Source organism: Actinomadura decatromicini, assembly GCF_008121305.1.
In the GTDB taxonomy this organism is placed as follows: Bacteria; Actinomycetota; Actinomycetes; order Streptosporangiales; family Streptosporangiaceae; genus Spirillospora; species Spirillospora syzygii.
The window spans coordinates 212,778-237,873 of sequence record NZ_VSRQ01000003.1 but is presented as its reverse complement, the minus strand read 5'-3'; the positions used below and the strand labels follow the sequence as shown (position 1 = coordinate 237,873).

Below are 25,096 nucleotides of genomic sequence, written 5' to 3'. Positions count from 1 at the left end.
CGTGGCGGTCACGCATGACGAGAAGGTCGTACAGGAGTTCTCCAAGCAGGCGCCCGGATTCGCCGATCCCCGGCTGAACGCCGCGCTCACCCGCCACCTGGACCGGCTCGTCCGGTTCATGGAACCGGAACTCGACCTGGAGGACGTCGTCCTGGAGGTCGCGGCGGGGACCGGGCTCGTGTCCCGCGCGATCGCGCGGCGCGTCCGGCACGTGACGGCCTTCGACCTCACTCCGGCGATGCTGGCCGAGGGCAAGCGTGACGCCGACCACGCGGGGCTTACGAATGTGACGTTCACGCAGGGGGACGCCACCGCGCTGCCCTACGTCGACCGGTCGTTCACGCTCGTCGTCACCCGCTTCTCCCTGCATCAGGTCGCCGATCCGGAGAGCGTCGTCCGGGAGATGGTTCGCGTCAGCCGGCCCGGCGCCGCCCTGATCATCGCCGACCTGGTCCGGCCGGACGGGGTCGCGGGCGATCCCGACCGGATCGAGCGGCTCCGCGACCCCTCGCATGGCGCCCTGCTCACCGAGGCGCGGATCGCGGAGCTGGTCACGGAGGCCGGGGCGCAGGTCAAACGAGTCGAACGGATCGAATACGCGCGGCCGCTCGACCCCTGGCTCGAGCTCTCCCAGACGCCCTCGGACGTCGCGGACGGGATCAGGCGGGAGCTGCGGGACGAGCTGGCGGGCGGCCCGGCGACGGGCATGCGTCCCAGCGAGGTGGACGGCGTCCTGCATTTCACGCACTCCTACGTGTTCCAGCAGGCCATCGCCGATTAGTGGGTGGTCGGCCGGGCGGTCGGGGCGCGCGCTGCTTTCCGGTAACGAGTTCGACCAAATGTTCGACGAGTGTCGTTCGTGTGTTCTAGGGTGTCGAACATGGGTTCTAGCACTGTGCGTTCCCTCGACCGCGAGCCTGCCGCGCTGGCGATGCGCATCGGCGTCGTCGCCGCCGAGGCCGCCCTCGCCACCTTCGCCCGCAACCTCGACGTGGACGACCTTGAGGACGGCGTCGACTTCCAGGGCGTCATCGGCCCCGCCGAATGGCCGGTGTTCTCCCTGGTGATCGACACGCTCGCCGAAGCCGGGCCCGGCGACCGCCGGTCGCTGGACGAACGCCGCGCCGACGCCCTCAACGACCTCGCCCGCATCTGCATGGCCGCCAAGAACCGCGGCGCCGCCTGATCCGGGCCGGGCGGGTCAGCCTTTCAGGGCCCGGGATTTGACCTTGCCCGTGCTGGTGCGGGGGAGTTCGGCCACGAAGTGGACGTCCCTCGGGACCTTGTATCTTGCCAGATGCTCTCTGACGTGGGCTTTCACCTCGTCCGCGGTGAGGTTCGACTCCGGTTTCCGGACTATGTGGGCGGCCAGGCGGTGGCCGAAATCGTTGTCCTCCACACCGGTCACGGACACTTCCGCGATGTCGGGGTGAGCGTCCAGGAGGGTTTCGACTTCGCCCGGGAACACGTTCTCCCCGCCGGAGACGATCATGTCGTCGGCGCGGCCGTCGATGAAAAGGCGTCCTTGGTCGTCGAAATGGCCAAGGTCGCCGGTGCTGGTCAGGTTGTCGTGGTGGTTTCTGTGCTTGTCGCCGCCGCCTGTGTATCCCGCGAAGCGTAGGCCGCCGCTGGTGTAGATCTCGCCGGTCTCGCCCGGTGGAAGTTCCCGGTTGTTCTCGTCCAGGATCTTGATGGTCAGCCGGAAGGACGGTCTGCCTACTGTGCCGGGGGCTTCTCGCAGGTCGGTGGGAGTGGCGATCGTGGCCCAGCCCGTCTCGGTCGCGCCGTAGACATTGACGAGGACATCGCCGAAGTGGTCCATGAAGGCGGTGGACAGGTGAGGGTGGAGGGCCGCGCCGCCGCACACCACTGTGCGAAGGGTTTCGGGGCGGGGTTTCTTCTCGTCCAGAATGCGCTGAAGCATTACGGGGACGGCTACTAGCGTTTCTGCATGATGCTTTTCGATGCTCTTCAAGGTTTCGTGTGCGTCGAAACGCTTGTTGAGGATCAGCGGCAGGCCCATGCCCAGCGCGACCGTGGTGTAGGCGAAGCCGAGGATGTGGAACAGCGGGGGAGCGACCACGATCGGCGCGCCCGAACGGACGGGGACTCGGTTCAGGTGACTCAGCGCGGCCGGAAGGACGGACCTTATGGAGAGGTCGTGGCTTGCGCCTTTCGGTGTCCCGGTCGTGCCGGAGGTCATCACGATTATCTTGCTGGTTCTGGTGGGGTGTACTGGTTGGGGTGACGGTGTTTCGGTGGTTTGCGGTTGGAGTGTTTGGTTCTTGTAGCCGGAATCTTTGATGGTTTGGGTGAACTCGTCGTCGTGGAGTAGGAGGCCGATCCTTTCGCGTTCGGCTACTTGTCCTAGTTGGGTGGGAGCGAAGTCCGTGTTGAGGAGGACGACGTCATTGCCCAGGCGGGATGCGGCCAGGACCGCCTCCACGAAGCCCCGGTGGTTGCGGCAGAGGATTCCGATTTTCTGGGTGGTGAGGGGTTGGAGTTTGGTGGCCAGTGCTGCTGCCCGGTGTTCCAGTTCCGCGTAGGTGAGTGCGCCTTGTTCGTCGATCAGTGCTGTTCGGGTGGGGAAGCGTAGAGCGGACATGGCGCCGAGCGTGGCGGGGGTCGGGCCGTAGCGGGCGTAGGCGAGGAAGAGGCGGGCGGCCCTGTCCGGACGGACGGGGTGCATTACGCCTGCGTCGCGGATCGCGCGGGTTGCGTGGAGCCCGAGGGCGGTCAGGTCGCGGAGCTGGTCCAGGGGGCGCAACACTCTCTCCTCCGGTGGTGGTGCGGTGGTGGGTGTGGGCGTACCCCGTGTTCTTCTTATGACCCTGCGGTCGGATATCGGGGATTGTCGGGCATGAGGCGGCCGTCGAATCGGCAGCGGCGGCTCGAACTGTGGGGAGCTCGGCCGGAACCGCTGATGTCCGGCCTGATCGGCGGTGAGTCAGAGGCTGGATAGTGTCGGGGCATGAAGCGCTCGGCCGATGTCGTCACTGCGGACGATCTCGAAACGTCCGTCCGTCTTGCCGTTGCCACCATGCGCCAAGCGCCGTCCGAGCGGGCATGGGACGCCAAAGCCGGGACCCTTGAGTGGACCTGCTGGGAAACCGTGGAACACCTCAGCGACGACCTTTTCGCGTACGCCGCGCAGTTGGGCCCGCGGACCCCGCCCATGGACGGTGAAGTGCCGTTCGTATGGGAGAGCCGCAGGCCCGGAGGTCCGGCGAACGTCATCCACGCCGACCCGAAAGCGGGCCCGGCCGGACTCCTCCAAGTACTGGACGCCTGCGGCGGCCTGCTGGTCGCCATTGTGCGCGCTACATCGCCCGACGTCCGTGCCCATCACGCGTTCGGGGCGTCGGACCCCGAAGGGTTCGCCGCGATGGGAATGGTCGAGACCTTCGTCCACACGCACGATGTGGCGGAGGGCCTAAAGCTGAAGTGGGAACCGCCCGCCGAACTGTGCTCCCGCGTCCTCACCCGCCTTTTCCCGGACGCTCCCCGCGACACCGACCCGTGGCAGACCCTGCTCTGGGCCACGGGACGCGCGGAACTCCCCGGACGCCCGCGTCTGACCTCCTGGCGCTGGCAAGGCACCCCACGCTGAACGTCCCAAGCGACCCACGTCTGAAATACGCCCTAGAGAAGCGCCTCGGCGAGGCGTCGCCAGTGCGGCATGGATTCGCCTGGAGCCGTCCCGATCACCTGCACGGTGACGTGGTCCGCGCCCGCGTCGACGTGGTCGCGGAGCTTCTTGACGATGGTGTCCAGGTCGCCCCAGAAGACCAGGTCGTCGACCAGGCGGTCGGCGCCATGCGTGATCTCGTCTTCCGTGTAGCCCAGGCGGCGGAACTTCTCGACGTTGAACGGCGTGTTCAGGTAGGGGTGCAGGTGCTCGCGAGCTATCGCGCGGGCTTCGGTCGCGTCTGACTCGAAGAGCACCGGGTGTTCCACACCGAGAAATGCGACCGGCCCTAAGGTCTCCCGTGCCTGCACCGTGTGTGCGACGGTGACGTGGTAGGTGTGCGCCCCCGCCGCCCGGTCCCGGGACAGCTCCAGCATCTTCGGCCCGTACGCGGCCAGGACCCGTCGAATCGGGGTCTCGGCGCCCGGCGCGTCTGGGGCGTCCATCGCGTCGAGGTACTCGCGCATGGCGGCCAAGGGTTTGACCCCAGGTCGCCTCTGCCCGCCGTACCCCAACCCGAGGACGTGCCGTCCCGGATAGGCGTCCGCGAGGAGGGCGCCGCCGCCGCGTGCCGAACGCGCGTCCCGCGCCCAGATCTGCGCGATGGCGTTGACGGCCCGTATCCGTTCGGTGGACGAGAGGATGAGGCTCGCGAGCGAGAACGCCTCGCGTCCGCCCACCTCAGGGAACCAGAACGACCGCCAGCCTTGCTCCTCAAGTTCCTGCACCGACTCCCGGATCCTCGCCGCGGGCAACTGCTCGAACTCGAAGCTGTAGAGCCCGAACGTGCCGAGATCCTCGAACGCGCCCATCGGATCGCCCCTTCGCGTGTCGTCGCCCATCTACGAATCGAAATATCGCAGATCCTCGATATGACTGTCAAAGTGGTCGAGGTTGGGGCGGACGCGAGGGGCTTGGGTGTTAGAGCGTTCGGCCCAGGGTGGCGACGAGTTGGGCGATGCGCTCCTCGTCGCGCTTGTAGTGGGTCCACTTGCCCACGCGCGTCGCACGGACCAGCCCTGCCCGCTGTAGTTCGGCCATGTACGCCGACACGGTCGACTGGGCCAGACCCGCCTTCGCCTGGAGATGGCTCACGCACACCCCGACTTCGACCGGGTCCGCGATGTGCTCCTGGGTGAAGTGGCGCTCGGGGTCGCGTAGCCAGGAGAGCAGTTGAAGACGCACCGGATTCGCCAGCGCGCGCAGCGCTGTGACCAGGTCGAGGTCGGTTGAACCGGCGCTTTCTGCCATGAACGCGAGTATAGGTCGGCATCGACGTTTCGCATCACGTCGATATGGGGTTGGACGCTCGTGCTCAGTGGATCTCGTGCTCAGTGGATGTAGTGGAACGCGGGCTTGGGGTGCATCAGGAAATCGTGGTGGGAGATGTTCCAGGCGTAGGCCCCGGCCATGGTGAAGGCGATGATGTCGCCACGGGAGAGGGGCGGGACGGGCACGTTGCGGGCGAAGACGTCCTTGGGTGTGCACAACTGGCCCACCAGCGTGGCCGGGCTCTCCGGGCCGCTTGCGGTGAGGACCGTGAACGGCTGATCGTGCCCCTTGGTCACGGGTGTTCTCAGGTGATGGGTGCCGCCGCGCAGGATCACGTAGGTCTCGCCGCGGGTCGTCTTCACGTCCAGGACGTCGGTGACGTACCAGCCGTGGTAGGCGGTCATCGCGCGTCCGGGCTCTATCCGGATCGTGGCGGAGATGTGGGTCAGGCCCGTCCCGTACAGGGGCCAGTCGAAGCGGCTTTGGGGGGACGTGTAGTCGACGGCCATGCCGCCGCCCACGTTCAACTCGGGATCGTCCACTCCAAGGGACTCAAGCCAGGGGAGCGCCCAATCCGCTATCCGGTGCGCCAGGTCGAGCATGGTGGGTGCGTCCAGGCCGGAGGCCAGGTGCGCGTGGACACCCCGGAGGGTGAGGTGCCGGTTGTCCGCCAGTAGGCGGGCGCATGTGGTGAGGGCGTCTTCGTCCATGCCGAAGGGGCCGCTCATGGCGAGGGCGGCGTTCGGGGTGCTGAGGGGGAGGTTCGCGCGGAGCAGGATGTCGGCGGGGCCCAGTGCGGCGAGGCGCGCCAGTTCGCTCGGGCTTTCGATGTGGATTCGGTCGACTTTGATGGCCTGGGACAGTTCCTCGTCCGTCTTGCCCGGGCCGCCGAAAGCGATGCGGGCATCGGGCAGTGTTTCTTGGACGTGGGTCAGCTCGCCACCGGACGCGACCTCGATGCCGTCCACGTGTGGCGCGAGCGTACGGAGGATCTCGGCGTCCGGGTTGGCCTTGGCCGCATAGAAAAGTTCCGTGTTGTCGAGGGCGGCGCGAATCTGCCTGATGTGGGCTTCGAGGCCGGACAGGTCGTAGAGGTAGGCGGGGTACCGGTCCAGGTTGACGGCTTGTTCGTTCATAGCGGCCTGGGTGCGGCAAGTGGGTTGGGGACGGGGACGTAGGTCGCGCCACGGTCGGCCGTCCGGGACCAGCGGGTGCGAAGGTTCGCCTTGGCGGGCAGCGGCACCCCGGCCAGCAGCGCCCTGATCTGCGGATGGTCGTCGTAGGCGGCGAAGTGCTTTCTCGCAGTCGGCCACAGTTCGTCTTGCAGGGACGGGTGCAGGTCCGCGACCGCCGCCGCTATTTCGGTGAGGTGGTTGACGAGCAGGCAGTAGACGACGCGGTTCCATCCCTGGGCGGGTGCGTAGGTGAGGCTTTCGGTGACGCGGGGCGGCACGTGGTCCAGGTTCCAGCGGCCCGTGGTCAGTTTCGTGCCTTCCAGGTCACGGAACGCGGCGCGAATGGGCATGCCGTCGTGGTCGACGCAGATGAGGACGTTCTGCAGGTGCGGTTCGAGGACGACGCCATGGTCCAGGTAGGCGCCGAGTACCGGCGGAGCCACGTGCCTGACGTAGGCGTCCCACCAGGCTTGTGCGCCTTCGGGTGTCGATAGGGCGGGCAGGTCGGAGAGGAACGTGCTGTAGGGATCGGCCAAGGCGCCCGCCAGCAGTGGTGTGCCGGGGAGGGCTCTGACCCCCTGTCGCAGGATCACGCCCAAGCCCTCGTACAGGCGGCGGTCGGCGAACGCGATGGTGCGGTAGGCGGGCTCTGCGAGAAGTGTGGAATTCAGCTTCTCGAACAAGGGCGGCAGCAACTCGTTGAGCGCCATGGCGCTGGCCAGTTCGTACCAGGCGTTCTTGCGGACGCAGTTGGTGATGCGCACGTCCAGACTGAACTTGCAGAACACATCGGCGTCCGGCAGATACACCGTGCGGACGGACGACGTGGGCACCGCCTCCACACCGGACGGCCCAAGGTCCAGGAGCGACCCGTCCGCCAAGGCTTTGCGCAACATGTCGTTGTCGGTCAGGAGCTTGAACTGCCACGGGTGGACGGGAATCAGCCCATACCCAGCGGGAGCGCCGGGTCCGTACGTTTCCAGCCTGCTGAACGCCTCTGGGTCGCCCTCCTCTGCGATGAGGTGGTCCTGAATGCCCAGCCAACGCGGACGAAAGCGCGCTCTAGTCTCCGGCGCGTACGGCAGCCAGTCGGCAGGCGATCCCTGACGCGCCTTGGGAGAGGGATGAAACCGGTGGCCCGCCACCAGTGACTGCTCAGAGTCGATGTAGGCCGAACCTGTGTGGTGTTCACCGCGTGCGGTGAGGATGGCCGCCAGGGCGTTGTGGCTGTCGCGCACCTGGTGGAGGAATTCGGGGTTCGGATGACCCGTCGCCAGTTCCAGCTCACCGGCGACCAGGTTCGCGAGCCTGTCCCAGGGGGCCGGGATCCATTCGTCCCCGCGCCGCTCCTCGAACGGTGGGACGAGACGGTAGGTCGCTCCGGACGGTGGACGGCTCAGCCCGGTCCGCAGCAGGACGCCCGCTCGCGGCAGCCGGGCGACCAGCCGCGCACCGTCCTGCCACACCTGCTGCTCTGGCGCGCACACCTCCCGGACGAGGCAGTTGAGCAGTGCGGTCGAGGTGGTGTCCTCAGCTTGGGCGGCTTCGGTGAGTTGGGTCAGCGGCACGTCTCGTCCAGTAGGTAGTTGGGGCCTGGCGGGCCGTAGTGCTTGTTGATGTCGGCCGCGCCGGTCCGCGCCTTGTCGACGAGGGTTCCGGCGGTGACCATCGCCTTGCCCGGCAGCGTTCCGGCGTCCAGCGTGCGGGAGCGCAGGAACGCCTGGTCCGGTCCGAGGGCGGCGTCCAGGCGCTCGCGGATCATCCGGCGGCCGTCGCGCCAGGGGAGCAGTCCGCGCTCGGCGAGGCCCAGGGCGGGCGCCGCCGCGCACAGGTGCAGCGTGATGGTGACGAAGACCCTGGCGAGCGCCTCGTCGTCCGTCGTCGTCATGCGCCGGTCGATGAGGTCGCGGGGATCGGTGCCGGGCGATGGGGGGAGCCGCTCACGGAGTCGGGACGTGTTGATGAGCGCGCCGTCGTTGTCCTTGATGAGGAGCCGCGGTGGTGTGTCGTCGTCCAAGACGAGCGCCACGTTCTGCTGGTGCGCCTCTAGCGCGATCCCGTATCGGAACAGCGTGACGTTCCACGAGAACAGGGCCGACAGGTAATCGCCGAAGAGCGACTCCACATCCCAGCGTTCGATCACGTAACCGTTGTCTGGAGACTCGGCGAGCAATGCCGCTACCGGGATGATGTGCGCGCGCGCCGTCTCGGGTGGGAAATACCGCACGAGGTAGGCGAGCAGCGGGTCCTGCGCATGCCCGTAGGTCTGTTCGTCGGCGAGGAGTATGGGAAGCGCGGGTTCCCGTGCGAGGACCCGGTGCAGGACGCGTTCGACGAGCGCCCCGTCCGGCAGCGTCCCCGGCATGATCGTGCGGCGGTTGCGCCGTCCCAGCGTGCTGGTCGGCAGCGGCATCTTCAGGTGGGCGAGCGGCGCGGCCACCACCGTCCGCATCGACAGCGTGGGCATGACCTGCAAATAGGGCTCGGGTGCGAGGACGGCCGCCGGATGCCCGCGCACCTGCCCGGCCGCGAGCGGGTGGACGGGGAACAGCGCGTCAGCCGAGGTCAGCCCCACGTCGGACGCGGCGGGCCACCAGTCGGGGAGCGTCCCCGCGAGCTCCGGCCCCCGCACCGCCGCCCACCGCAGCGCGAACGCGGGCGCGAACTCCGGCGCGTAACGGCTCAGATCCGCCATGGACAGCCCCGCGCGACTCCGCCCCGCCGGATGCACCGGGTGCCCGTCGTAGGCCGCGAGCGTCTCGTAGAACGCCCCCGGCCCCCTCCTCAGCCCGTCCGGCACCCGTGCCAGCCGCCGCAGCACCGCCGGACGCGCGTCGCCGTGCAGCTTGATCGTCGCGAGCGCCTCCCGGCATTCGCGCTCGAACGCGGCCGTGTCGTCGCGCGGGTCCGCCAGCACGCGGACGGCGGCGAAGACGTCGCTCAGGCTCAGGTTCTGCTCCGGGTCCACGACGAGTTCGGACAGGAACGCGGGACGCGCCTCAAGCAGCCGCACACTCCGTCCGGGCAGTTCCAACGTCCCGTTCCGGAGGCGGTCGCGTAGGCCCGCGTAGTTCTCCCGTAAGAGCGCGTCCAGGACGCGGGCGGCGAGCCGACCTTCCGCGCTGTCCACGTGGAGGGTCACGCGATCGTCCAGTCGTGGGCGGCGCGGAAGCGTGCCAGTGCGGCGTTCACCTCGTCCGGGCCGGGCCCGATCGCTCTGACCGTCCCCAAGTAGTCGCGGTTGGTGCGGGTGACGTCGACGGAATCGCCCACCGCGCGTTGGGGGCGGTAGGAAAGGCGTACGGGTCCGTCGTCCAGGTGCAGTGGTCCAGGGGCGGACGTGAGCGTGCCGGAACGTTCGGCGATGACCGGCTCGGCGATCGCGTGCCGCCGCCGGGGAAGCTGGAAATCCGCCAGAGGCTCACCCAGATGGACCAGCAGAATCTGCTCGAACAACGGGACGCCCAACAGATCGGCCAACAGGAAGTCGCAGTGGTCACCGATCAGCCGGTAATTGACCTCGATGATGCGGGCTCGCCCCTCGTGGACGACGAACTCCGTGTGACAAGCCCCGAACCCGACGCCCAGCGCGTCGAGCTGCGCCAGGACTTGCGGTGTCTCTGGGGGCGGCTCCGTCCATTCCAAGCGTTCTTCCACGAAGAACGGCGGCGGCGAGACGGTCGTACGGAACGAACCCAGGACGCGCAGATCCCGCCCGTCACCGAGCGTCTCCAGCGTGTGGAGCCGTCCTGGCAGATACTCCTCGGCCACTAGCGGATCGTCCCGCCGCGCGGAAATCTCCTCAACGCGCGTGGACAATTCCAGGGCGTTCTGGACGAGGAACACGTCCTCACTCGCGACGCCCTCCCTAGGCTTCACGACAAGTGGGTACGGAGCGTCTTCGGGCACGCGCCGGGCGTCCGCCGAGAAGACCGGGTCCACCAGGGCGAGGTGCCGCCGCATGAGCGCCTTGTTCTTCGCTCGCGTCGCCGCGCGCCACTCCTTGGCGGGGAGCCCGAAATAGGCGGCTGCCAGTGCTGTGGGCGCCTGGAGGAAGTCGCTGTTGGAGAACACGGCGGCGGGCTCGTCCTCGACGGCGGCGACGATCTCCCGGAAGTCGGTGACGTCGCATTCCACGACCGGCCCGTCGTACGAGCGGGAATGGACGGACGGACGATCGGTGAGCAACGTCACGTCCAGACCCAGGCGGGCGGCGGCGGGCAGGAACCCGTGCGTCACGGAATCGGTCGCCTTCCCGGCGACGAGATAGAGCGAGGCGGCCACAAGCGGCCTTTCCAGTGCGTGGGACGAGCGTGCGCGCGAGCCCCGGCCGAGGCGATCAGTGAGGTAAGGCTTGCCTAACTCGCAGTCACCATAGTGGCGGGGCGGGAACGCGGGGGCAAGAACGGCGACATGGCGTGTCCCGGCCCGCCAGGATGGGGTCATGGACCTTGTCGAACGGTGGGTGGCGCTGGCGGGACCCCACACCCGCCACATCGGCGCGGAACTGGACCAGCGCTACGGCGAACCCCATCGCCGCTACCACACGCGCGATCACCTGACCGCCGTCCTCGACCTCGTGGACGAGCTGGCGGCCCACGCGGCGAATCCCGGCAACGTCCGTCTCGCGGCCTGGTTCCACGACGCCGTGTACGACCCGGAACGCGCCGACAACGAGGAGCGCAGCGCCCGCCTCGCCGCACGCATGCTCGCCGACACCGACCTCCCCGGACCGGACGTCGAGCAGGTCGTCCGGCTCGTCGAGCTGACCGCGTCGCACGCCCCAGAGGACGACGACCCGGACGGCCAAGTCCTGTGCGACGCCGACCTCGCCATCCTCGGAGCGGACCCCGACCGGTACGCCGCCTACGCCGCCGCCGTCCGCGAGGAGTACGCGTTCGTCCCCGACGAGTTCTTCAAAGCCGGAAGGGCCGAAGTGCTCAACGGCCTACTGGCACTCCCCAAGCTCTTCCACACGCCCATCGCCCGGGAACGCTACGAAGAACACGCGCGCCACAACATCCGAACAGAACTGATGCTCCTCAACGCCTGACCACGACTCAGCCCGTGACCCTGGGGCGGGACACCTTGCGCTGACGCAGGCCCGCCGCCGTCAAGCGCAGAAGCAATTCCCGGCAGCCCACCGGTTTCGCCCCCTGCCGGAGCGCGGCCTCGTAAAGTTCGGACGGGACGTCGTAGTGGTCACGCTCGAACGCCCGCGGCGGCATCCCGAGTTCCGCGGCGAACGCGTGCAACTCCTCGTACGAGACGTCGCTTACCATGTGCGACCACACCCGGCCGCGCGCCGGCCACAGCGGCGGGTCGATGAGGATCAAAACCGCTCCCCTGAACCGGTCGACGGCGGCCGAGAATCCGGCAACGGCATCCCTTACTGTGAGTTTCCGCGCGTCTGCGATCCAGACGGCGCGACGAGTTCGGGAGCCCCGAGGTGAAGGGGCCCGGCCCGACAGTACGACATGCGAAGGGGCATGCAGGTGAACGAGGTAGTGGCCTACATCCAGGCCCGCAGGGACCGGTTCGTCGCCGACCTCAGGGAGTGGCTGGCGATCCCGTCCATCTCCGGGGACCCCGCCTACGCCGGCGACGTGCGGCGGTCGGCGGAGTGGCTCGCCGGGCACCTGCGCGAGCAGGGCTTCCCGACCGTCGAGGTCTGGGAGACCCCGGGGCACCCGGCCGTCTACGCCGAATGGCCCGCCGAGGACCCTGACGCCCCAGCGGTCGTCGTTTACGGGCACCACGACGTCCAGCCCGTCGAACCGCTGGAGGAGTGGGACACCGACCCGTTCAAGCCCGTCGAGAAGGGCGACCGCCTCATCGGCCGGGGCGCGTCCGACGACAAGGGGCAGGTCTTCTTCCACACGCTGGGCCTGCGCGCCGGGCTCGCCGCGTCCGGGCGGGCGGCCCCGCCCGTCACGATCAAGCTGCTGGTCGAGGGCGAGGAGGAGTCGGGGTCGGTGAACTTCGCCGACCTCCTGCACGCGCACCGCGACCGTCTCGCCTGCGACGCCGTCGTCATCAGCGACACGACGATGTGGTCGGCGGACGTCCCGTCCATGTGCACGGGCATGCGCGGCCTCACCGAAGCGGAGGTCACGCTGCGTGGGCCTTCACGCGACCTCCATTCCGGGTCGTTCGGCGGGGCCGTGCCGAACCCGCTCCAGGCGATGGCGGCGCTGATGTCCGCGCTGCACGACCCGGACGGACGGGTCACCCTTCCCGGCTTCTACGACGACGTCGTCCCGCTGACGGACGAGGAACGCGAACTGTTCGCCCGCCTCCCGTTCGACGAGGACGAGTGGCTCCAGAGCGCCGGTGACAGCCGCGCCGCCCACGGCGAAAAGGGCTACACCACCCTGGAACGCATCTGGGCGCGGCCCACCGCCGAGATCAACGGCATGTGGGGCGGGCACACTGGGCCCGGCGGAAAGACCATCGTCCCCCATGAGGCGCACGCCAAAGTGTCGTTCCGGCTCGTCGCGGGGCAGGACCCACGCAAAGTCCAGCAGGCGTTCGAGGCATGGGTCGAGGAACACACCCCGCAGGGGGTCGAGGCAGAGGTGCGCCTGCAGCCCGGCGGTGTTCGTCCGTGCTTCTCGCCGATCGACTCTCCCAGCGTCAAGGCCGCGCGGCGGGCGATGGAACGCGCCTTCGGCACCGAGGTCCTGTTCACCCGCGAAGGCGGCAGCGGACCGGAGGCCGACCTCGCCGACGTCCTGGAGGCGCCGCTCGTCTTCGTCGCGGTCGGGCTGAACGGCGACCGCATCCACGCCACCAACGAGAAGGTCGAGATCCCGCTCCTCCTCAAGGGAGCGGAGGCCGCCGCCTATCTCTGGGAAGAACTCGCCGTCGCCCTGCGCTAGAAAGTGCTGCAGGAGAGGGCCGTGCGGTAAGGGCCCCGGGGGAGGAGTTCATGGTGACGGACAGGCCGCTGGAATGGCTCGCGCTCGCGCGCGGCACGCTCGACCGGGTGGCGCTGAAACGCCGCGACAACGCGTGGCTGGACGCCGCCTGGGACGACCCTGGGACGCGGGTCGTCGTCGTCCAGGACGGCAGGGCGCTCGCCACGTTCGAGCCCAGTCCGGCGCTCGTGTTCGTCCCGCCGGGGCAGGCGCCGGACGGCGACCGGTGGCTCCTCGGCGTGGACGACGACGGGACCGCCTACTTCGGCACGTCCGGCCCGCTCCCCGCCATCGAGGGCGCGCAGCCCGCCGGGCTGCGCCGCGTCGGCGCGCTCCTCGGCGACCGCGACTCGGGCCTGCTCACGCACGTCGTCGCGCTGGAGCACTGGCACCGCGACAACCGGTACTGCCCGCGCTGCGGCGCGCAGACGCGGGTGGAGTCCGGCGGGCACGTCCGGGTCTGCCCCGACGACGGATCGCAGCACTTCCCGCGCGTCGACCCGGCCGTGATCATGCTGGTGACGGACGAGTCCGACCGGATCCTGCTCGCCCGCGGCCCGCAGTGGCCCGCCGACCGCCGCTCGATCCTCGCCGGGTTCGTCGAGCCCGGCGAGTCCCTCGAACAGGCGGTCGCGCGGGAGGTGGAGGAGGAGGTCGGGCTGCCCGTCCGGGACGTCCGCTACCTGGGCAGCCAGCCGTGGCCGCTGCCGCGGAGCCTCATGCTCGGCTTCACCGCGCGGACGGACGGCGACGTCCCGCTCCGCCCCGACCCGGAGGAGATCCTCGACGCCGCCTGGTACACCCGCGAGGAACTCCGCGCCGCCATCGACGCGGGCGAGGTTGTGGCACCGGGCCCGCTGTCCATCGCCGCCCAGCTCATCATGCGCTGGTACGGCGGCGAACTGCCCAACATGCCCGCCTTCTAGGTCCGGTCAGGCAGGGGCAGGCAGGGGCGTGCCCGCACAGGGCCTTGCTCAGGCAGGGCCTCGCTCAGGCCAGGGAGGCGAGCTTCGCCTTGACCGCCTTGGCGCTCGGGTTGGTCACGGCCGTGCCGTCGGGGAACACGACGGTGGGGACGGTCTGGTTTCCGCCGTTGACGCTCATGACGAACTCGGCGGCGTCGGGGTCGCGCTCGATGTCGACCTCCACCATCTCGATGCCGTCCCGGGCGAGCTGGCGCTTGAGCCGCCGGCAGAACCCGCACCAGGTCGTCGTGTACATGGTGAGCTGGCCGGCCTGACCCTCGGTCCGGTCGGTCGTCGGCGTCGCCATCGCTGCGTCGTCTCCCTCGCTCGTCTGTGCTCGTGACCACGATCGGCTCGTCACTGCGACTCGTCACTACGATCGGCCTTCCCGAGAACAGTAGACAGGTCGCCCGCATTCCTCCGGTAGCCCGGGGGCGGCGGTTATCCACAGGTGGCGGAGTTGGGTGATGCCGGTGGGACGGGCTGCGAGTATGGGGGCATGTCGACTGAGGCGGTGCTGGAGGGACTCGACCCCGAACAGCGGGAGGTCGCCGAGGCGGTGCAGGGCCCGGTGTGCGTGCTCGCCGGCGCCGGGACGGGCAAGACCAGGGCCATCACGCACCGCATCGCGTACGCGACGCTGACCGGCGTCGTCACGCCGCAGCGGGTGCTCGCCGTGACGTTCACCACACGCGCGGCGGGTGAGCTGCGCAGCAGGCTCCGCCAGCTCGGTGCGCCCGGCGTGCAGGCGCGCACCTTCCACGCGGCGGCGCTGCGCCAGCTCAGCTACTTCTGGCCGCGGGTCGTCGGCGGCGAACCGCCCAAGATCATCGAGTCGAAGATCGCGGTGGTGGCGGACGCGGCCAAGGCGTGCCGGCTGTCGCTCGGCCGGTCGGAGCTGCGCGACGTCGCGAGCGAGATCGAATGGGCGAAGGTCACCCAGCACCGCCCCGAGGACTACCCCGCCGCCGTCGTCAAGGCCGGGCGCAAACCGTCCACCGACGTCGTCGACGTCGCGCGCCTCTACGCCATGTACGAGCAGCTCAGGCGCGAGCGCAACCTGCTCGACTTCGAGGGCATGCTGGAGCTGACCGCGGCCGTCCTCACCGAGCACCGGGAGGTCGCGAACCAGGTCCGCGAGCAGTACCGGTACTTCGTCGTCGACGAGTTCCAGGACGTCAACCCCCTGCAGAAGCTCCTGCTCGACACCTGGCTCGGCGACCGCGACGACCTGTGCGTCGTCGGCGACCCCAACCAGACGATCTACTCCTTCACCGGCGCGTCGCCGTCCCACCTGCTCGACTTCACCCGCGAGCATCCGGCCGCGAAGGTCGTCAGGCTCGTCCGCGACTACCGGTCGACGCCGCAGGTCGTCCGGCTCGCGAACGGGGTGATCGGGCAGGCCCGCGGCGCGCGGCACGGGCTGGAGCTGATCGCGCAGCGCGAGGCGGGCCCCGAGCCGGTGTTCAACGAGTACGACGACGAGATCGCCGAGGCCGACGACGCCGCCCGCCGGGCCCGCAAGCTGATCGACGAGGGCGTCCCGGCGCGCGAGATCGCGATCCTCTACCGGGTCAACGCGCAGTCGGAGGCGTACGAGTCGGCGCTGGCGGCGGCGGGCGTCCCGTACGTGCTGCGCGGCGCGGAGCGGTTCTTCGAGCGGCCCGAGGTCAAGCAGGCCGTGATCATGCTGCGCGCCGCGACCCGGGTCGGCGCCGACGCCGAGACCGACGGGACGGGGCTGATCCACACCGTCCGGCACGTGCTGTCCGGGGCCGGGTTCTCCGACCGCGCGCCCGAGGGCGCGGGCGCGGCCCGCGCGCGCTGGGAGTCGCTCGCCGCGCTGGCCCAGCTCGCCGAGGACATGGCCGCCGACAACCCCAAGGCCGCCCTGCCCGACTTCGTCGCCGAGCTGGAGGAGCGCGCCGCCGCGCAGCACGCGCCGCCGCTGGAGGGCGTCACGCTCGCGTCGCTGCACGCCGCCAAGGGCCTGGAATGGGACGCGGTGTTCCTCGTCGGGCTCGTCGAGGGCACCCTGCCGATCGTCTACGCCGAGACGCCCGAGCAGGTCGAGGAGGAGCGGCGGCTGCTGTACGTGGGGGTCACGCGGGCGCGCGTCCACCTGTCGCTGTCGTGGGCGCTGTCCCGGTCGCCCGGCGGGGCGCGGCGGCGCCGCCCGTCCCGATTCCTGGACGGCCTGACCGGCAAGACCACCACCCACACCCCGGTCCGCGCCGACCGGACGAAACGCCGTCCGGCCAGGGGCCCGCAGCCGTGCCGCGTGTGCGGCCGCCCGCTGACCGCCGCCGTCGAACGCAAGCTCGGCCGCTGCGAAGACTGCCCGTCCGAGCTGAACGAGGAGCTGCTGATCGCCCTCAAGGAATGGCGCGCCCAGGTGTCGGCCGAGCAGAAGGTCCCCGCCTACGTCGTCTTCACGGACGCCACCCTCCAGGCGATCGCCGAACACGACCCCGGCTCCCTCGAAGACCTCGCCCGGATCCCCGGCGTCGGCAAGGTGAAACTCGACCGCTACGGCGAAGCGCTCCTCGGCCTCTGCGGCCCCTGAGCCAAAGAGATGGAGGCCACGCGGGGCGTGATCCTGATCATGGGGGGTGATGCGGAAGACTGGCCGGTGTGAAGGACTCCCTGAAGGCGCTGCTCGATCTACTCGACCTCGAACAGATCGAGAACGACATCTTCCGCGGCCGGACGTCCGATGAGCGGCGGCAGCGCGTCTTCGGCGGGCAGGTCGCCGGGCAGGCGCTGGTCGCCGCCGGGCGGACCGTCCCGGTCAACCGGCCCGTGCACTCGCTGCACGCCTACTTCATCCGGCCGGGCGACCCGCTCGTCCCGATCGTCTACACCGTCGACCGGGTCCGGGACGGGCGCTCCTTCACGACGCGGCGGGTCACCGCCGTCCAGCACGGCAAGGCGATCTTCACGCTGTCGGCGTCGTTCCAGATCGCCGAGGACGGCCCGACCCACCAGGCGGCGATGCCGGACGCCCCCGCCCCCGAGACGCTCCCGGACGGCCTGACCCGGCTGACGCCGCAGTTCGGGGAGGTCGGCGCCCGCGAGTTCATCGCGCGGCGGCCCTTCGACATCCGGCACGCGACCCCGCTGACCTGGGAGGCCGCGAAGGACCCGGCGCTGATCAGCCCCGAGTCGAAGGTCTGGCTGAAGGTCGACGGCGACCTTCCGGACGACCCGCTCCTGCACGTGTGCCTGATGACCTACGCCTCCGACATGACGCTGCTCGACACCGTCCTGCTGAACCACGGCCTCGCCTGGGGCGACAAGCGGACGATGGGCGCCAGCCTCGACCACGCCATGTGGTTCCACCGCCCGTTCCGCGCCGACGACTGGCTGCTCTACTACCAGGACTCCCCGTTCGCCGGCGGCGCGCGCGGCCTCGCCCGCGGCCAGGTGTTCACCCGCGAAGGGGAGCTGGTCGTCTCGGTGATGCAGGAGGGCCTGATCCGCGTCTCCAACCAGGCCAACTCCGGCTAGGGGCAGTCTGGCGACACGCTCGGGTCAGCGCGCTCTGACCGGGCGCGCTCTGGCCCGGGAGTCTGGTCAGGAGTGCTGACGGGGGTGGGTGCTGACGTGTAGGATGATCGTTTGGTATGGGGTCCCGTGCGGGCTCCGGCGCCCGGCGGGGCGTCCGGGCTCCCGGGGTTCTGCGGGAAAAGGGTGAAGCGACCCACAGAACCGCAGGTCAAAAATACCTTGATTGATTTGGCGGAAGCCCCGTACGCTCTAACGCGAGCAATGAACAGGCCCGTCGGAGAGGACCCAGCGTCCCCCGGTGCGGCCCGAGGAGCCAGGAAGGTGGTGTGCAGTCCGGTGAGCAACACGTTGATGAAATCCGCGTCGTCCTGGACCGCATGGCCTGGCGCCTCGATTCCCGGCATCCCAGTCGCCTATTCGGACGCCGTCGACCCGCGAGCGCGCGAGCAGCGCACTCTGCGCGACCAGCGCACCCTGCGCGGCCTGAAGCCGAGCGACCTGAAACTGCGTGGCATGGAGCCGCGCGGCATGAAGGTCCGCGGCGCCAATTCGTGTGTTCTGCGCGTCGACCAGCGATTCCAGGACGGCCAGGGGCGGAGTGTCTCCGAACACCTTCTCGGCGACATGTCCGTCCAGGCTCCGGCCACGGCCCACGTGGGCGTCACCGTCACGGGTGACGTGTCGGGTCCGTACCCCTGGAGGCCACCGGTTTAGAACAACCGGAAAGCCCCCAGGCCGCGGATCCAGACACCGGATCCGCGGCCTTCTTATTTGCCCAGACAACCCACCGAAACGCCCGTTGAGATCCAACGAGAGGAACAAGGGTGACTGTGATGCAGGGGGCTCTCGCAGTAAGCGAGGAGGACCTCACTCTTCCGTGCCGGACCGACCCGGAGCTGTTCTTCGCCGAGTCTCCCGCCGACGTCGAGCTCGCGAAGGCCCTGTGCCAGGAGTGCCCGCTCCGCCGCGAGTGTCTCGCCGGTGCGCTTGAGCGCAAGGAGCCCTGGGGCGTCTGGGGCGGCGAGCTGTTCGTCCGCGGTGTGATCGTGCCGCGCAAGCGGCCGCGCGGCCGCCCGCGCAAGCACCCGCGGCCCGACGAGCTGACCGTGTGAGGCGACATGCCCAGCACGCTCCACCGGCCCGATGCCGAGGGCGCGGCGCCCACCGCGGCGCCGCGCCTCCGGCCGGACGAACTGGCCGTCCGCGTCCGCGCGCTGCGGCGGGCGCGCCGCGACGCGCGGACGCGGGCGTCCCGCGTGCGCCGCGTGCTGCTCGCGCCGACCCCGGTCGGCGACACGTACGCGCAGGTGCCGGAGACCCGGCACCAGCACTGGGAGAACTGACCACCACCGATGAGCTGACCAGTACTGACGAGAATGCCCGCCGGGTCGCAGGCCCCCACTCACCTCCGCCCTTCTTGGATGGTTTGGCGGACGGGAGCGCCTCCCCGCGGGCGGATGGAGCGCGACCGGCGGCCCACTCGCCGGACGCGCGAGAAGCGGGGCCCCGCGTGTCTCATCAACGCGCGGGGCCCCGCTGAGCTTTCGCGAGGAACCGTCCAGCCAGCCGAAGCGGACCGTCCAGCCGGTCGAAGCGGGCCGTTCAGCCAGCCGAAGCGGGCCGTCCAGCCGGTCGAACAGAACCGTTCAGCCGGTGACGAGTTCGCCGTCCTCGTCGCCGGCCTCCTCCTCGACGGAGTCGTCGGCGAATCCGGGGACCCACTTCAGGGATTCCGCGCGCGCCGGGATCTCGCATTCGAGCTGGCACAGCACGCCCGTCCCGGCCGACAGGACCCGGTGGATGATGACGTATTCCGGCGGCAGGTTGAGCTGCCGGACGACGTTCGACGGCCGCAGGTCCGTGACCCGCGCGGCCATGTCGCGCAGCCATTCCCGGCTGAACCTGAACGTCTCCGTGACGAACGGCTCGGTGATCGGGGCGAGGAAGCCCTGGAGCGAGTCGGCGTCGACGTCCACGCCCTCGCGGATGAAGTCCTCGCGGCGGAGGGCCTCCTCGATCTCGGCGATGTCGGCCATCGTGCCGATGCGGAGCAGCAGGCCGAGCCGCCGCTGGAACCCGCCGGGGATGCGGTCGACGGCGCCGAAGTCGAGGACGCCGAGCCGCCCGTCCGCCAGCAGCCGGAAGTTGCCGGGATGCGGGTCGCCGTGCAGCATTCCGCACCGTTTCGGCCCGGACAGCAGGAAACGGCAGTACAGCAGCGCCGCGTGGTTCCGCGTCTCCTGGTCGCCGTCGCTGATGATCTTAGAGAGCGGGGTGCCGTCCATCCACTCGGTGATCAGGATGTTGCCGGACTGCGCGACGACCGCGGGAATGAGGAAGTCAGGGTCGCCGTCGTAGGCGTCCCGGAAGTTGGTCTGGGACTCGGCCTCGATCGTGTAGTCGAGCTCCTCGGCGACCCGTTCCTTCAGCTCGGCGAGCATCGACTTGACGTCCAGCCCGGGCATCAGCACGCCGAACAGGCGGCCGAGCCGCGCGAGCTGGTTGAAGTCGCTGATCAGCGCCTTGCCCGCGCCCGGGTACTGGACCTTCACCGCGACGGCCCGGCCGTCGTGCCACACGGCCCGGTGCACCTGCCCGATGGACGCGGCGGCGGCGGGCTCGTCGTCGAACGAGTCGAAGTAGTCGCGCCAGTCGTCCCCGAGGAACTCGGCGAGCACCTTGTGGACGGTCGCGGCGGGCAGCGGGGGAGCGGCCTCCTGCAGCCGGGTCAGCGTGGCGCGGTACGGTCCGGCGATCTCCGGCGGCAGCGCCGCCTCGAAGATCGACAGCATCTGGCCGAGCTTCATCGCCCCGCCCTTGAGCTCGCCGAGCACCTTGAAGAGCTGCTCGGCGGTGCGGGTCTGGATCTCCATCGCGACGGCCTCGGCGGGCCGGCCGAACGTCCGCTTCCCCATGCCGAGGGCGGTGCGCCCCGCGAAGCCGATGGGGAGGGACGCCAGCTTTGCTGACCGCGTCACCGCGCGGCGGGGAAGATCGCTCACGCGGACCATTCTCGGTGATCGGCTGTGCGTCCCGCCACAACGATCCGCAACAATCGCCCGCTCTTGGCCGAGGGTGGCGCGATGACCTGCCCGGATGTGGTAAGTGTGCGCTTTCTCACGCCTCCGTGCGGGGCCACCCGGGCGCGGCGGGACGCTTCCGGTCCGGTACGGTGCCGCCATGCCCGAGGAGATCGCGGACGTCCTGCGCGTCGAACGCCGCCCCGGCGGGGTCGTCGTCCTGACGTTGAACGACCCGTCCCGCCGCAACGCGATGTCGGACGCGATGACCGCCGCCTGGACGGCGGCCATGGACGATCTCCGCGCCGACCGCGACGTGCGGTGCGTCGTGCTGACCGGCGCCGGAAGCGCGTTCAGCTCCGGCGGCGACCTGCCCTGGCTCGCCGACGCGAACGCCGTCCCCGTGCCCGCGCTGCGCGACCGGATGCTCGCCTTCTACCGGACGTGGCTCGCGATCCGCGACCTGGAGGTCCCGACGATCGCCGCCGTCAACGGGCACGCCGTCGGCGCCGGGCTGTGCCTCGCGCTCGCCTGCGACCTTCGCTACGCGGCGGTCGGGGCGACGCTCCTCGCGCCGTTCACCGCGCTCGGCCTGCACCCCGGCATGGCCGCGACCTGGCTGCTCCCCGAGGTGGCCGGGCTGCCGCTCGCCCGCGAGATGCTGCTCGCCGGACGGATTGTCACCGGCGCGGAGGCGGAGCGGCACGGCCTGGTCAACCGCGCCGTCGAGGACGGGAAGGCGCTCGACGAGGCCCTCGCCGTCGCCGACCGGGTCGCCGCGCAGGCGCCGATCGCGACCCGGCTCACCAAGGTCGCGCTCGCGGGCGGCGGGCACCCCGACCAGGAGTCGGCGCTGCGCTGGGAGTCGCTCGCGCAGCCCGTCACGATGACGTCCAAGGACATGCTGGAGGGGCTCGCCGCGCAGCGGGAGAGACGCGGCCCGCGCTTCACCGGCGAGTGAACGCGCGCCACCGGGAGGTGAACCCCGGGCGGCACGCCGCGGACCATTGTGGTAAAGCACTGAGGTTCGTAAAAACATAGGCTCTGACCTGCGCCTACGTCAAACACCCCCTTTGGGGGCGGCAAAATTTCGAGTACGGTTCAGGCGTGCCCCCTAACGTTGAGGTCCGCCGCAGCGCCAGGCGCAGGCGAACCGTGTCCGCCTACCGCGATGGCGACAAGGTGGTGGTGATGGTTCCGTCCAGGCTCAGCAAGGCCGAAGAGGAACAGTGGATCGCGACCATCCTTGAGCGGCTCGAGGAGCGGGAGCGCCGCCGCCGTCCCACCGACGCCGACCTCCAGTCGCGCGCCCGGGACCTGTCCAGGCGCTACCTCGCCGGACGCGCCGACCCCGTCAGCGTCCGCTGGGTCGCGAACCAGCGCGCCCGCTGGGGATCGTGCACCCCCGACGACGGCACGATCAGGCTGTCCACCCGGCTGCGCGGCATGCCGTCCTGGGTGGTCGACTACGTGCTCGTCCACGAGCTGGCGCACCTGCTCATCCCGGGGCACGGCGCCGACTTCTGGGAGCTGGTCGGCAACTATCCGAAGGCCGACCGCGCCCGCGGCTACCTGGAGGGCGTCGCCGCCGCCGCGCACCTGCCGCTGGAGGCCGACACCCTGGACGACGAGATCGTCGCCGAGGGTGTCCGGCACGGGGACGACTTCCCGCACGAGGCCGCCGGGTGACCCTGGCCCGCTTCGCCGCGGTCCTCTCCCTGCTCGACCGTTCGCGGCCCGACCGTGAGTCCGCCGTGCCCGCGGGCGTCGACCCGGACGGATTCCGCCTCGCCCTGCTCGAAGACGCCTACGAGGTCGTCGCCGGGCTCGAACTCGTGACGCCCGCCCTCGTCCTCGACCCGCCGGACCAGCCGGACGCGGAGGCCGTGACCTGGCCGGGCACCCCGATCGTCCGCGAGCCGACGCTCGCCGGCGCGTTCGCCGCGCTGCACGCGCTCGGCGCCGAGACCGCCGTGCTCGTCGCGCCGGACGCCCCCGACCTGCCGCCGCTGCTGATAGGCAAGCTGTTCCGCGCCCTCGGGAACGCGCCGTCCGCGGCCTGCGCGGCCCACTCCGACGGCGGGCTCGTCGCCCTCGCCGCCCGGCTGCCGCTGCCCGGCTGGCTCGCCGCCGCACTGGACGGCACCGGGACCGCGGTCGACCTCGACACCCCGGACGCGCTGGCGCGCCTGCGCGCCGCCGCGCCGCGACCCGGCCTCGTCCCGCAGGGACCGCCCTGGCACCGCCTCCGCACCGCCGCCGACCTGCGGTTCCTCGACCCGGGGCTGGAAGGCTGGGAGAACACCCGGGCGCTGCTCGAAGGTCATCCGCTCGGCTCGTAGCCCGCGCTCCGCGCCCGCGCCACCAGGCGGCGGACGGCGTCGTCGGTCGGCTCGGGCAGCTCGTCCACGGGGAACCAGCCGAGCGCGTCGGACTCGTCGCTGACCGTGTGCCGGGCGCCGTCCGGCGCGATCACCGTGTACTGGACGTCCAGATGCCAGGTCTCCCGATCCCGGCAGCGGACCGCGTGCCGGTCGAGCTGGACCGGCCCCGGCACCAGCCGCAGCCCGCCGATCCCCGACTCCTCGGTCGCCTCCCGCAGCGCCGCGCCCGCGAGCGTCGCGTCGCGCGGCTCGCAGTGCCCGCCGAGCTGGAACCACGCCTTGAACTTGGCGTGCAGGGTCAGCAGCACGCGCGACCTGGACGGGTCGAGCACCGCCGCACTCGCCGTGATGTGCCCGGCCGCGCACTCCCGCCACAGGCCGTCCGCCGGATGCTCCTCCAGGTGGCGGAGGAACTCCAGGCGGGCCTTCTCCTGGCCCGGGTCGGGCGCCGTCCACGAGGACAGGACCCGCACGGCGTCGTCGTGCAGGACGCTTCGCGTCACGTGCGGCCCACGCGCGGATACCGGGAGTTGACCGGGTGGCGGCGGCGCCGCTCCTGGTCGACCGGGCGGTGCCAGCACAGGCTCGCGCGGGCGATCCGCCGCCGGACCGCGTTCGCGGACGACCCCGGCGCGTACCCGCAGCCATGGACGTGCGACACGCGCGACTCGCGCGGGCGGCTCATGCGCGGGGCCCGCCGTCGCCGGAGCCGTCGCCCTCGTCGTCGGGCTTCTCGCCGGGCTCGTCGCCGGGCTCGTCGTCCGGCTTCTGGTCGGGTTCGTCCTCGGGCTTGGTCAGCTTGGACAGGTCGAGGTCGGACAGGCCCTCCAGCTCGTCGCGGCCGTGGACGAACCCCTCCGGGTCGTCGAGGTCGTCGGACGTCGGGAGCAGGTCGGGGTGGTCCCAGAGGGCGTCCCGGCCCTGGGCGCCGCGCACCTCGGTGAGCGTCCGCCACAGGGTGGCCGCCTCGCGCAGCCGCCGGGGCCGCAGCTCAAGCCCGACCAGCGTCGCGAACGTGCGCTCCGCGGGGCCGCCGGTCGCGCGCCGCCGCCGGACCGCCTCGGCCAGCTTCACCGAGCCGGGCAGCCGGTCCTTCGCGGCCTCGTTCACGACCGTGTCGACCCAGCCCTCGACCAGCGCGAGCGCCGTCTCCAGGCGGGCGAGCGCCGCCTTCTGGCGGGGCGTCTCCTCGGGCTGGAGCTGGAGCTCGTTGCCGAGCGCCTCCTGCAGCGCCTCCGGGTTCGACAGGTCGAGACCCTGGACGGCCTGCTCGATGCCCGACAGGTCGACGGTGATGCCGCGCGCGTACTCCTCGACCGCGCCCAGCAGGTGCGACCGCAGCCACGGGACGTGGGTGAAAAGCCGCTGGTGCGCGGCCTCGCGCAGCGCCAGGTAGAGCCGGACCTCGTCGCCGGACACCTCGAGCCCGGAGCCGAACGCCTCGACGCCCGCGGGCAGCAGCGCGCCGACCCCGTCCGGGGCGAGCGGCAGGCCCACGTCGGCGGAGCCGGTGACCTCGCGGGCCAGCGCGCCGAGCGCCTGCCCGGCCTGGCCGCCGACCATCGCGCCCGCCATCTGCTTGACCATCCCGATCAGCGGACCGGCCATCGCCTGCACGTCCGCGGGGATCTCGCCCGCGCCGAGCGCCCCGCCCATGGACTCGACCATGCGGGCCGCGATCGGGTCGCACACCTTCGCCCACACGGGGAGCGTCTGCTCGATCCACTCCGAGCGGCTCCACGCCTGCGGCGTCCGGATGCCCGCGGGCAGCGTCGTGGCGCCGTCCAGCCACAGGTCGGCGAGGCGCAGCGCCTCCTCGACCTGGCGGCGCTCGGTGTCGACGACCGACGGGTCGCCCTGCTCCACCACGCTGTGCCGCGCGATGTTCTTGGCCAGATCCCAGTTGAGGGGGCCGCCGCCCGCGCCGCCGGCCGCACCCTGGCCGCCGATCATGTCGGCGAACCGGTGCAGCATGTCGGCGAACTGCGCCATGTCGCCGCCCATGCCCTTGAATGGATCCTGGGACCGGTCGTCGTCGTCGCCGTCGCCTGGACGGTTGAAGCCGAAGGGAGTGTTGCTCATCGGTTCGCCCCTGGGATGCATGATGGGCTCATATCCGCAACGTTAGCCGGTCTGGGCAAGGTCGCGTACACAAGGAAGGG

General features: G+C 70.7%; 27 protein-coding genes. 14 read left to right on the top strand and 13 right to left on the bottom strand.

Annotated elements, in window-relative coordinates; all coding sequences use genetic code 11:
- The first annotated feature begins 1 nt into the window (after position 1).
- Together FXF68_RS14905 and FXF68_RS14900 are read left to right on the top strand one after the other, a co-directional pair.
- Positions 2–781, top strand: a complete 780-nt coding sequence (locus FXF68_RS14905; protein WP_148759590.1) for a class I SAM-dependent methyltransferase — start codon at positions 2–4, stop codon at positions 779–781.
- A 99-nt stretch (positions 782–880) separates the two neighbouring features.
- Positions 881–1,186, top strand: a complete 306-nt coding sequence (locus tag FXF68_RS14900) for a hypothetical protein (protein ID WP_148759589.1) — start codon at positions 881–883, stop codon at positions 1,184–1,186.
- 15 nt (positions 1,187–1,201) lie between these two features.
- Here the strand turns inward: FXF68_RS14900 and FXF68_RS14895 are convergent, their stop codons facing one another.
- Positions 1,202–2,767 carry an AMP-binding protein gene (locus tag FXF68_RS14895; protein WP_246178701.1) on the bottom strand — a complete coding sequence of 522 codons (1,566 nt, stop codon included), beginning with the start codon at positions 2,765–2,767 and terminating at the stop codon, positions 1,202–1,204.
- Positions 2,768–3,040: 273 nt separating this feature from the next.
- Here FXF68_RS14895 and FXF68_RS14890 point away from each other — a divergent pair, with 273 nt between their 5' ends.
- Complete coding sequence (locus FXF68_RS14890) at positions 3,041–3,610, top strand: maleylpyruvate isomerase N-terminal domain-containing protein (RefSeq protein WP_246178700.1); 570 nt, start codon at positions 3,041–3,043, stop codon at positions 3,608–3,610.
- 32 nt (positions 3,611–3,642) lie between these two features.
- Here FXF68_RS14890 and FXF68_RS14885 read toward each other — a convergent pair whose 3' ends face one another.
- The 6 genes from FXF68_RS14885 to FXF68_RS14860 all read right to left on the bottom strand — a co-directional run bounded on the left by FXF68_RS14885 (position 3,643) and on the right by FXF68_RS14860 (position 10,419).
- A complete protein-coding gene (locus FXF68_RS14885; protein WP_222869949.1) occupies positions 3,643–4,530 on the bottom strand; it encodes a TIGR03620 family F420-dependent LLM class oxidoreductase in 888 nt (295 codons plus the stop codon).
- Between the two features lie 79 nt (positions 4,531–4,609).
- On the bottom strand, positions 4,610–4,939 hold the full coding sequence (locus tag FXF68_RS14880; RefSeq protein WP_148759586.1) for an ArsR/SmtB family transcription factor: 330 nt from the start codon (positions 4,937–4,939) through the stop codon (positions 4,610–4,612).
- Positions 4,940–5,019: 80 nt separating this feature from the next.
- On the bottom strand, positions 5,020–6,096 hold the full coding sequence (locus tag FXF68_RS14875; protein ID WP_148759585.1) for a type III PLP-dependent enzyme: 1,077 nt from the start codon (positions 6,094–6,096) through the stop codon (positions 5,020–5,022).
- On the bottom strand, positions 6,093–7,703 hold the full coding sequence (locus FXF68_RS14870) for an IucA/IucC family protein (protein WP_148759584.1): 1,611 nt from the start codon (positions 7,701–7,703) through the stop codon (positions 6,093–6,095). Before FXF68_RS14870 ends, FXF68_RS14875 begins: the two co-directional genes overlap by 4 nt.
- Entirely contained in the window at positions 7,694–9,277 is a 1,584-nt protein-coding gene (locus tag FXF68_RS14865; protein WP_246178699.1) for an IucA/IucC family protein, read from the bottom strand. Before FXF68_RS14865 ends, FXF68_RS14870 begins: the two co-directional genes overlap by 10 nt.
- Positions 9,274–10,419 carry an ATP-grasp domain-containing protein gene (locus FXF68_RS14860; protein WP_246178698.1) on the bottom strand — a complete coding sequence of 382 codons (1,146 nt, stop codon included), beginning with the start codon at positions 10,417–10,419 and terminating at the stop codon, positions 9,274–9,276. Before FXF68_RS14860 ends, FXF68_RS14865 begins: the two co-directional genes overlap by 4 nt.
- A gap of 160 nt (positions 10,420–10,579) precedes the next feature.
- Between FXF68_RS14860 and FXF68_RS14855 the strand changes: the two genes are divergently transcribed.
- The gene (locus FXF68_RS14855) at positions 10,580–11,188 is read left to right on the top strand and encodes an HD domain-containing protein (RefSeq protein ID WP_148759582.1); all 609 of its coding nucleotides are present in this window, start codon (positions 10,580–10,582) and stop codon (positions 11,186–11,188) included.
- Positions 11,189–11,195: 7 nt separating this feature from the next.
- Here the strand turns inward: FXF68_RS14855 and FXF68_RS14850 are convergent, their stop codons facing one another.
- Complete coding sequence (locus tag FXF68_RS14850) at positions 11,196–11,471, bottom strand: DUF4031 domain-containing protein (protein ID WP_148759581.1); 276 nt, start codon at positions 11,469–11,471, stop codon at positions 11,196–11,198.
- Positions 11,472–11,630: 159 nt separating this feature from the next.
- Here FXF68_RS14850 and FXF68_RS14845 point away from each other — a divergent pair, with 159 nt between their 5' ends.
- Positions 11,631–13,016, top strand: a complete 1,386-nt coding sequence (locus FXF68_RS14845) for a dipeptidase (RefSeq protein WP_246178697.1) — start codon at positions 11,631–11,633, stop codon at positions 13,014–13,016.
- 50 nt (positions 13,017–13,066) lie between these two features.
- Positions 13,067–13,981 carry an NAD(+) diphosphatase gene (gene nudC, locus FXF68_RS14840; protein WP_148759579.1) on the top strand — a complete coding sequence of 305 codons (915 nt, stop codon included), beginning with the start codon at positions 13,067–13,069 and terminating at the stop codon, positions 13,979–13,981.
- Positions 13,982–14,045: 64 nt separating this feature from the next.
- Here nudC and FXF68_RS14835 read toward each other — a convergent pair whose 3' ends face one another.
- On the bottom strand, positions 14,046–14,327 hold the full coding sequence (locus FXF68_RS14835; protein ID WP_148351374.1) for a mycoredoxin: 282 nt from the start codon (positions 14,325–14,327) through the stop codon (positions 14,046–14,048).
- Positions 14,328–14,519: 192 nt separating this feature from the next.
- Between FXF68_RS14835 and FXF68_RS14830 the strand changes: the two genes are divergently transcribed.
- The 5 genes from FXF68_RS14830 (at position 14,520) to FXF68_RS14810 (ending at position 18,873) form a co-directional block, all read left to right on the top strand.
- Positions 14,520–16,586, top strand: coding sequence for an ATP-dependent DNA helicase UvrD2 (locus FXF68_RS14830; protein ID WP_148759578.1), 2,067 nt, complete (start codon positions 14,520–14,522; stop codon positions 16,584–16,586).
- Between the two features lie 68 nt (positions 16,587–16,654).
- Complete coding sequence (gene tesB / locus FXF68_RS14825) at positions 16,655–17,530, top strand: acyl-CoA thioesterase II (RefSeq protein WP_148759577.1); 876 nt, start codon at positions 16,655–16,657, stop codon at positions 17,528–17,530.
- Positions 17,531–17,866: 336 nt separating this feature from the next.
- Positions 17,867–18,244 carry a hypothetical protein gene (locus tag FXF68_RS14820; RefSeq protein WP_148759576.1) on the top strand — a complete coding sequence of 126 codons (378 nt, stop codon included), beginning with the start codon at positions 17,867–17,869 and terminating at the stop codon, positions 18,242–18,244.
- Between the two features lie 119 nt (positions 18,245–18,363).
- A complete protein-coding gene (locus FXF68_RS14815) occupies positions 18,364–18,642 on the top strand; it encodes a WhiB family transcriptional regulator (protein WP_067891475.1) in 279 nt (92 codons plus the stop codon).
- A gap of 6 nt (positions 18,643–18,648) precedes the next feature.
- Complete coding sequence (locus tag FXF68_RS14810; RefSeq protein ID WP_148759575.1) at positions 18,649–18,873, top strand: hypothetical protein; 225 nt, start codon at positions 18,649–18,651, stop codon at positions 18,871–18,873.
- 303 nt (positions 18,874–19,176) lie between these two features.
- Here the strand turns inward: FXF68_RS14810 and FXF68_RS14805 are convergent, their stop codons facing one another.
- Positions 19,177–20,532 carry an ABC1 kinase family protein gene (locus FXF68_RS14805; RefSeq protein WP_187437930.1) on the bottom strand — a complete coding sequence of 452 codons (1,356 nt, stop codon included), beginning with the start codon at positions 20,530–20,532 and terminating at the stop codon, positions 19,177–19,179.
- Positions 20,533–20,710: 178 nt separating this feature from the next.
- Here FXF68_RS14805 and FXF68_RS14800 point away from each other — a divergent pair, with 178 nt between their 5' ends.
- The 3 genes from FXF68_RS14800 (at position 20,711) to FXF68_RS14790 (ending at position 22,892) form a co-directional block, all read left to right on the top strand.
- Complete coding sequence (locus tag FXF68_RS14800) at positions 20,711–21,511, top strand: enoyl-CoA hydratase/isomerase family protein (RefSeq protein WP_148759573.1); 801 nt, start codon at positions 20,711–20,713, stop codon at positions 21,509–21,511.
- Positions 21,512–21,705: 194 nt separating this feature from the next.
- Positions 21,706–22,239, top strand: coding sequence for a M48 metallopeptidase family protein (locus FXF68_RS14795; RefSeq protein ID WP_148760716.1), 534 nt, complete (start codon positions 21,706–21,708; stop codon positions 22,237–22,239).
- Positions 22,236–22,892: a nucleotidyltransferase family protein gene (locus FXF68_RS14790; protein ID WP_246178695.1), complete on the top strand. Its 657-nt coding sequence runs from the start codon at positions 22,236–22,238 to the stop codon at positions 22,890–22,892. Before FXF68_RS14795 ends, FXF68_RS14790 begins: the two co-directional genes overlap by 4 nt.
- On the opposite strand, the gene FXF68_RS14785 is transcribed toward FXF68_RS14790, so the two are convergent.
- Genes FXF68_RS14785 through FXF68_RS14775 form a run of 3 tightly spaced genes read right to left on the bottom strand, consistent with a single transcriptional unit; the run spans position 22,874 to position 25,016 of the window.
- On the bottom strand, positions 22,874–23,437 hold the full coding sequence (locus tag FXF68_RS14785) for an NUDIX hydrolase (RefSeq protein WP_187437929.1): 564 nt from the start codon (positions 23,435–23,437) through the stop codon (positions 22,874–22,876). The genes FXF68_RS14790 and FXF68_RS14785 overlap by 19 nt on opposite strands.
- Positions 23,434–23,619 (bottom strand): hypothetical protein, encoded by a 186-nt coding sequence (locus FXF68_RS14780; protein WP_148759572.1) that lies wholly within the window; start codon positions 23,617–23,619, stop codon positions 23,434–23,436. The genes FXF68_RS14785 and FXF68_RS14780 overlap by 4 nt, the downstream gene beginning before the upstream one ends.
- Positions 23,616–25,016, bottom strand: a complete 1,401-nt coding sequence (locus FXF68_RS14775) for a zinc-dependent metalloprotease (protein WP_148759571.1) — start codon at positions 25,014–25,016, stop codon at positions 23,616–23,618. Before FXF68_RS14775 ends, FXF68_RS14780 begins: the two co-directional genes overlap by 4 nt.
- Positions 25,017–25,096: the final 80 nt, after the last annotated feature.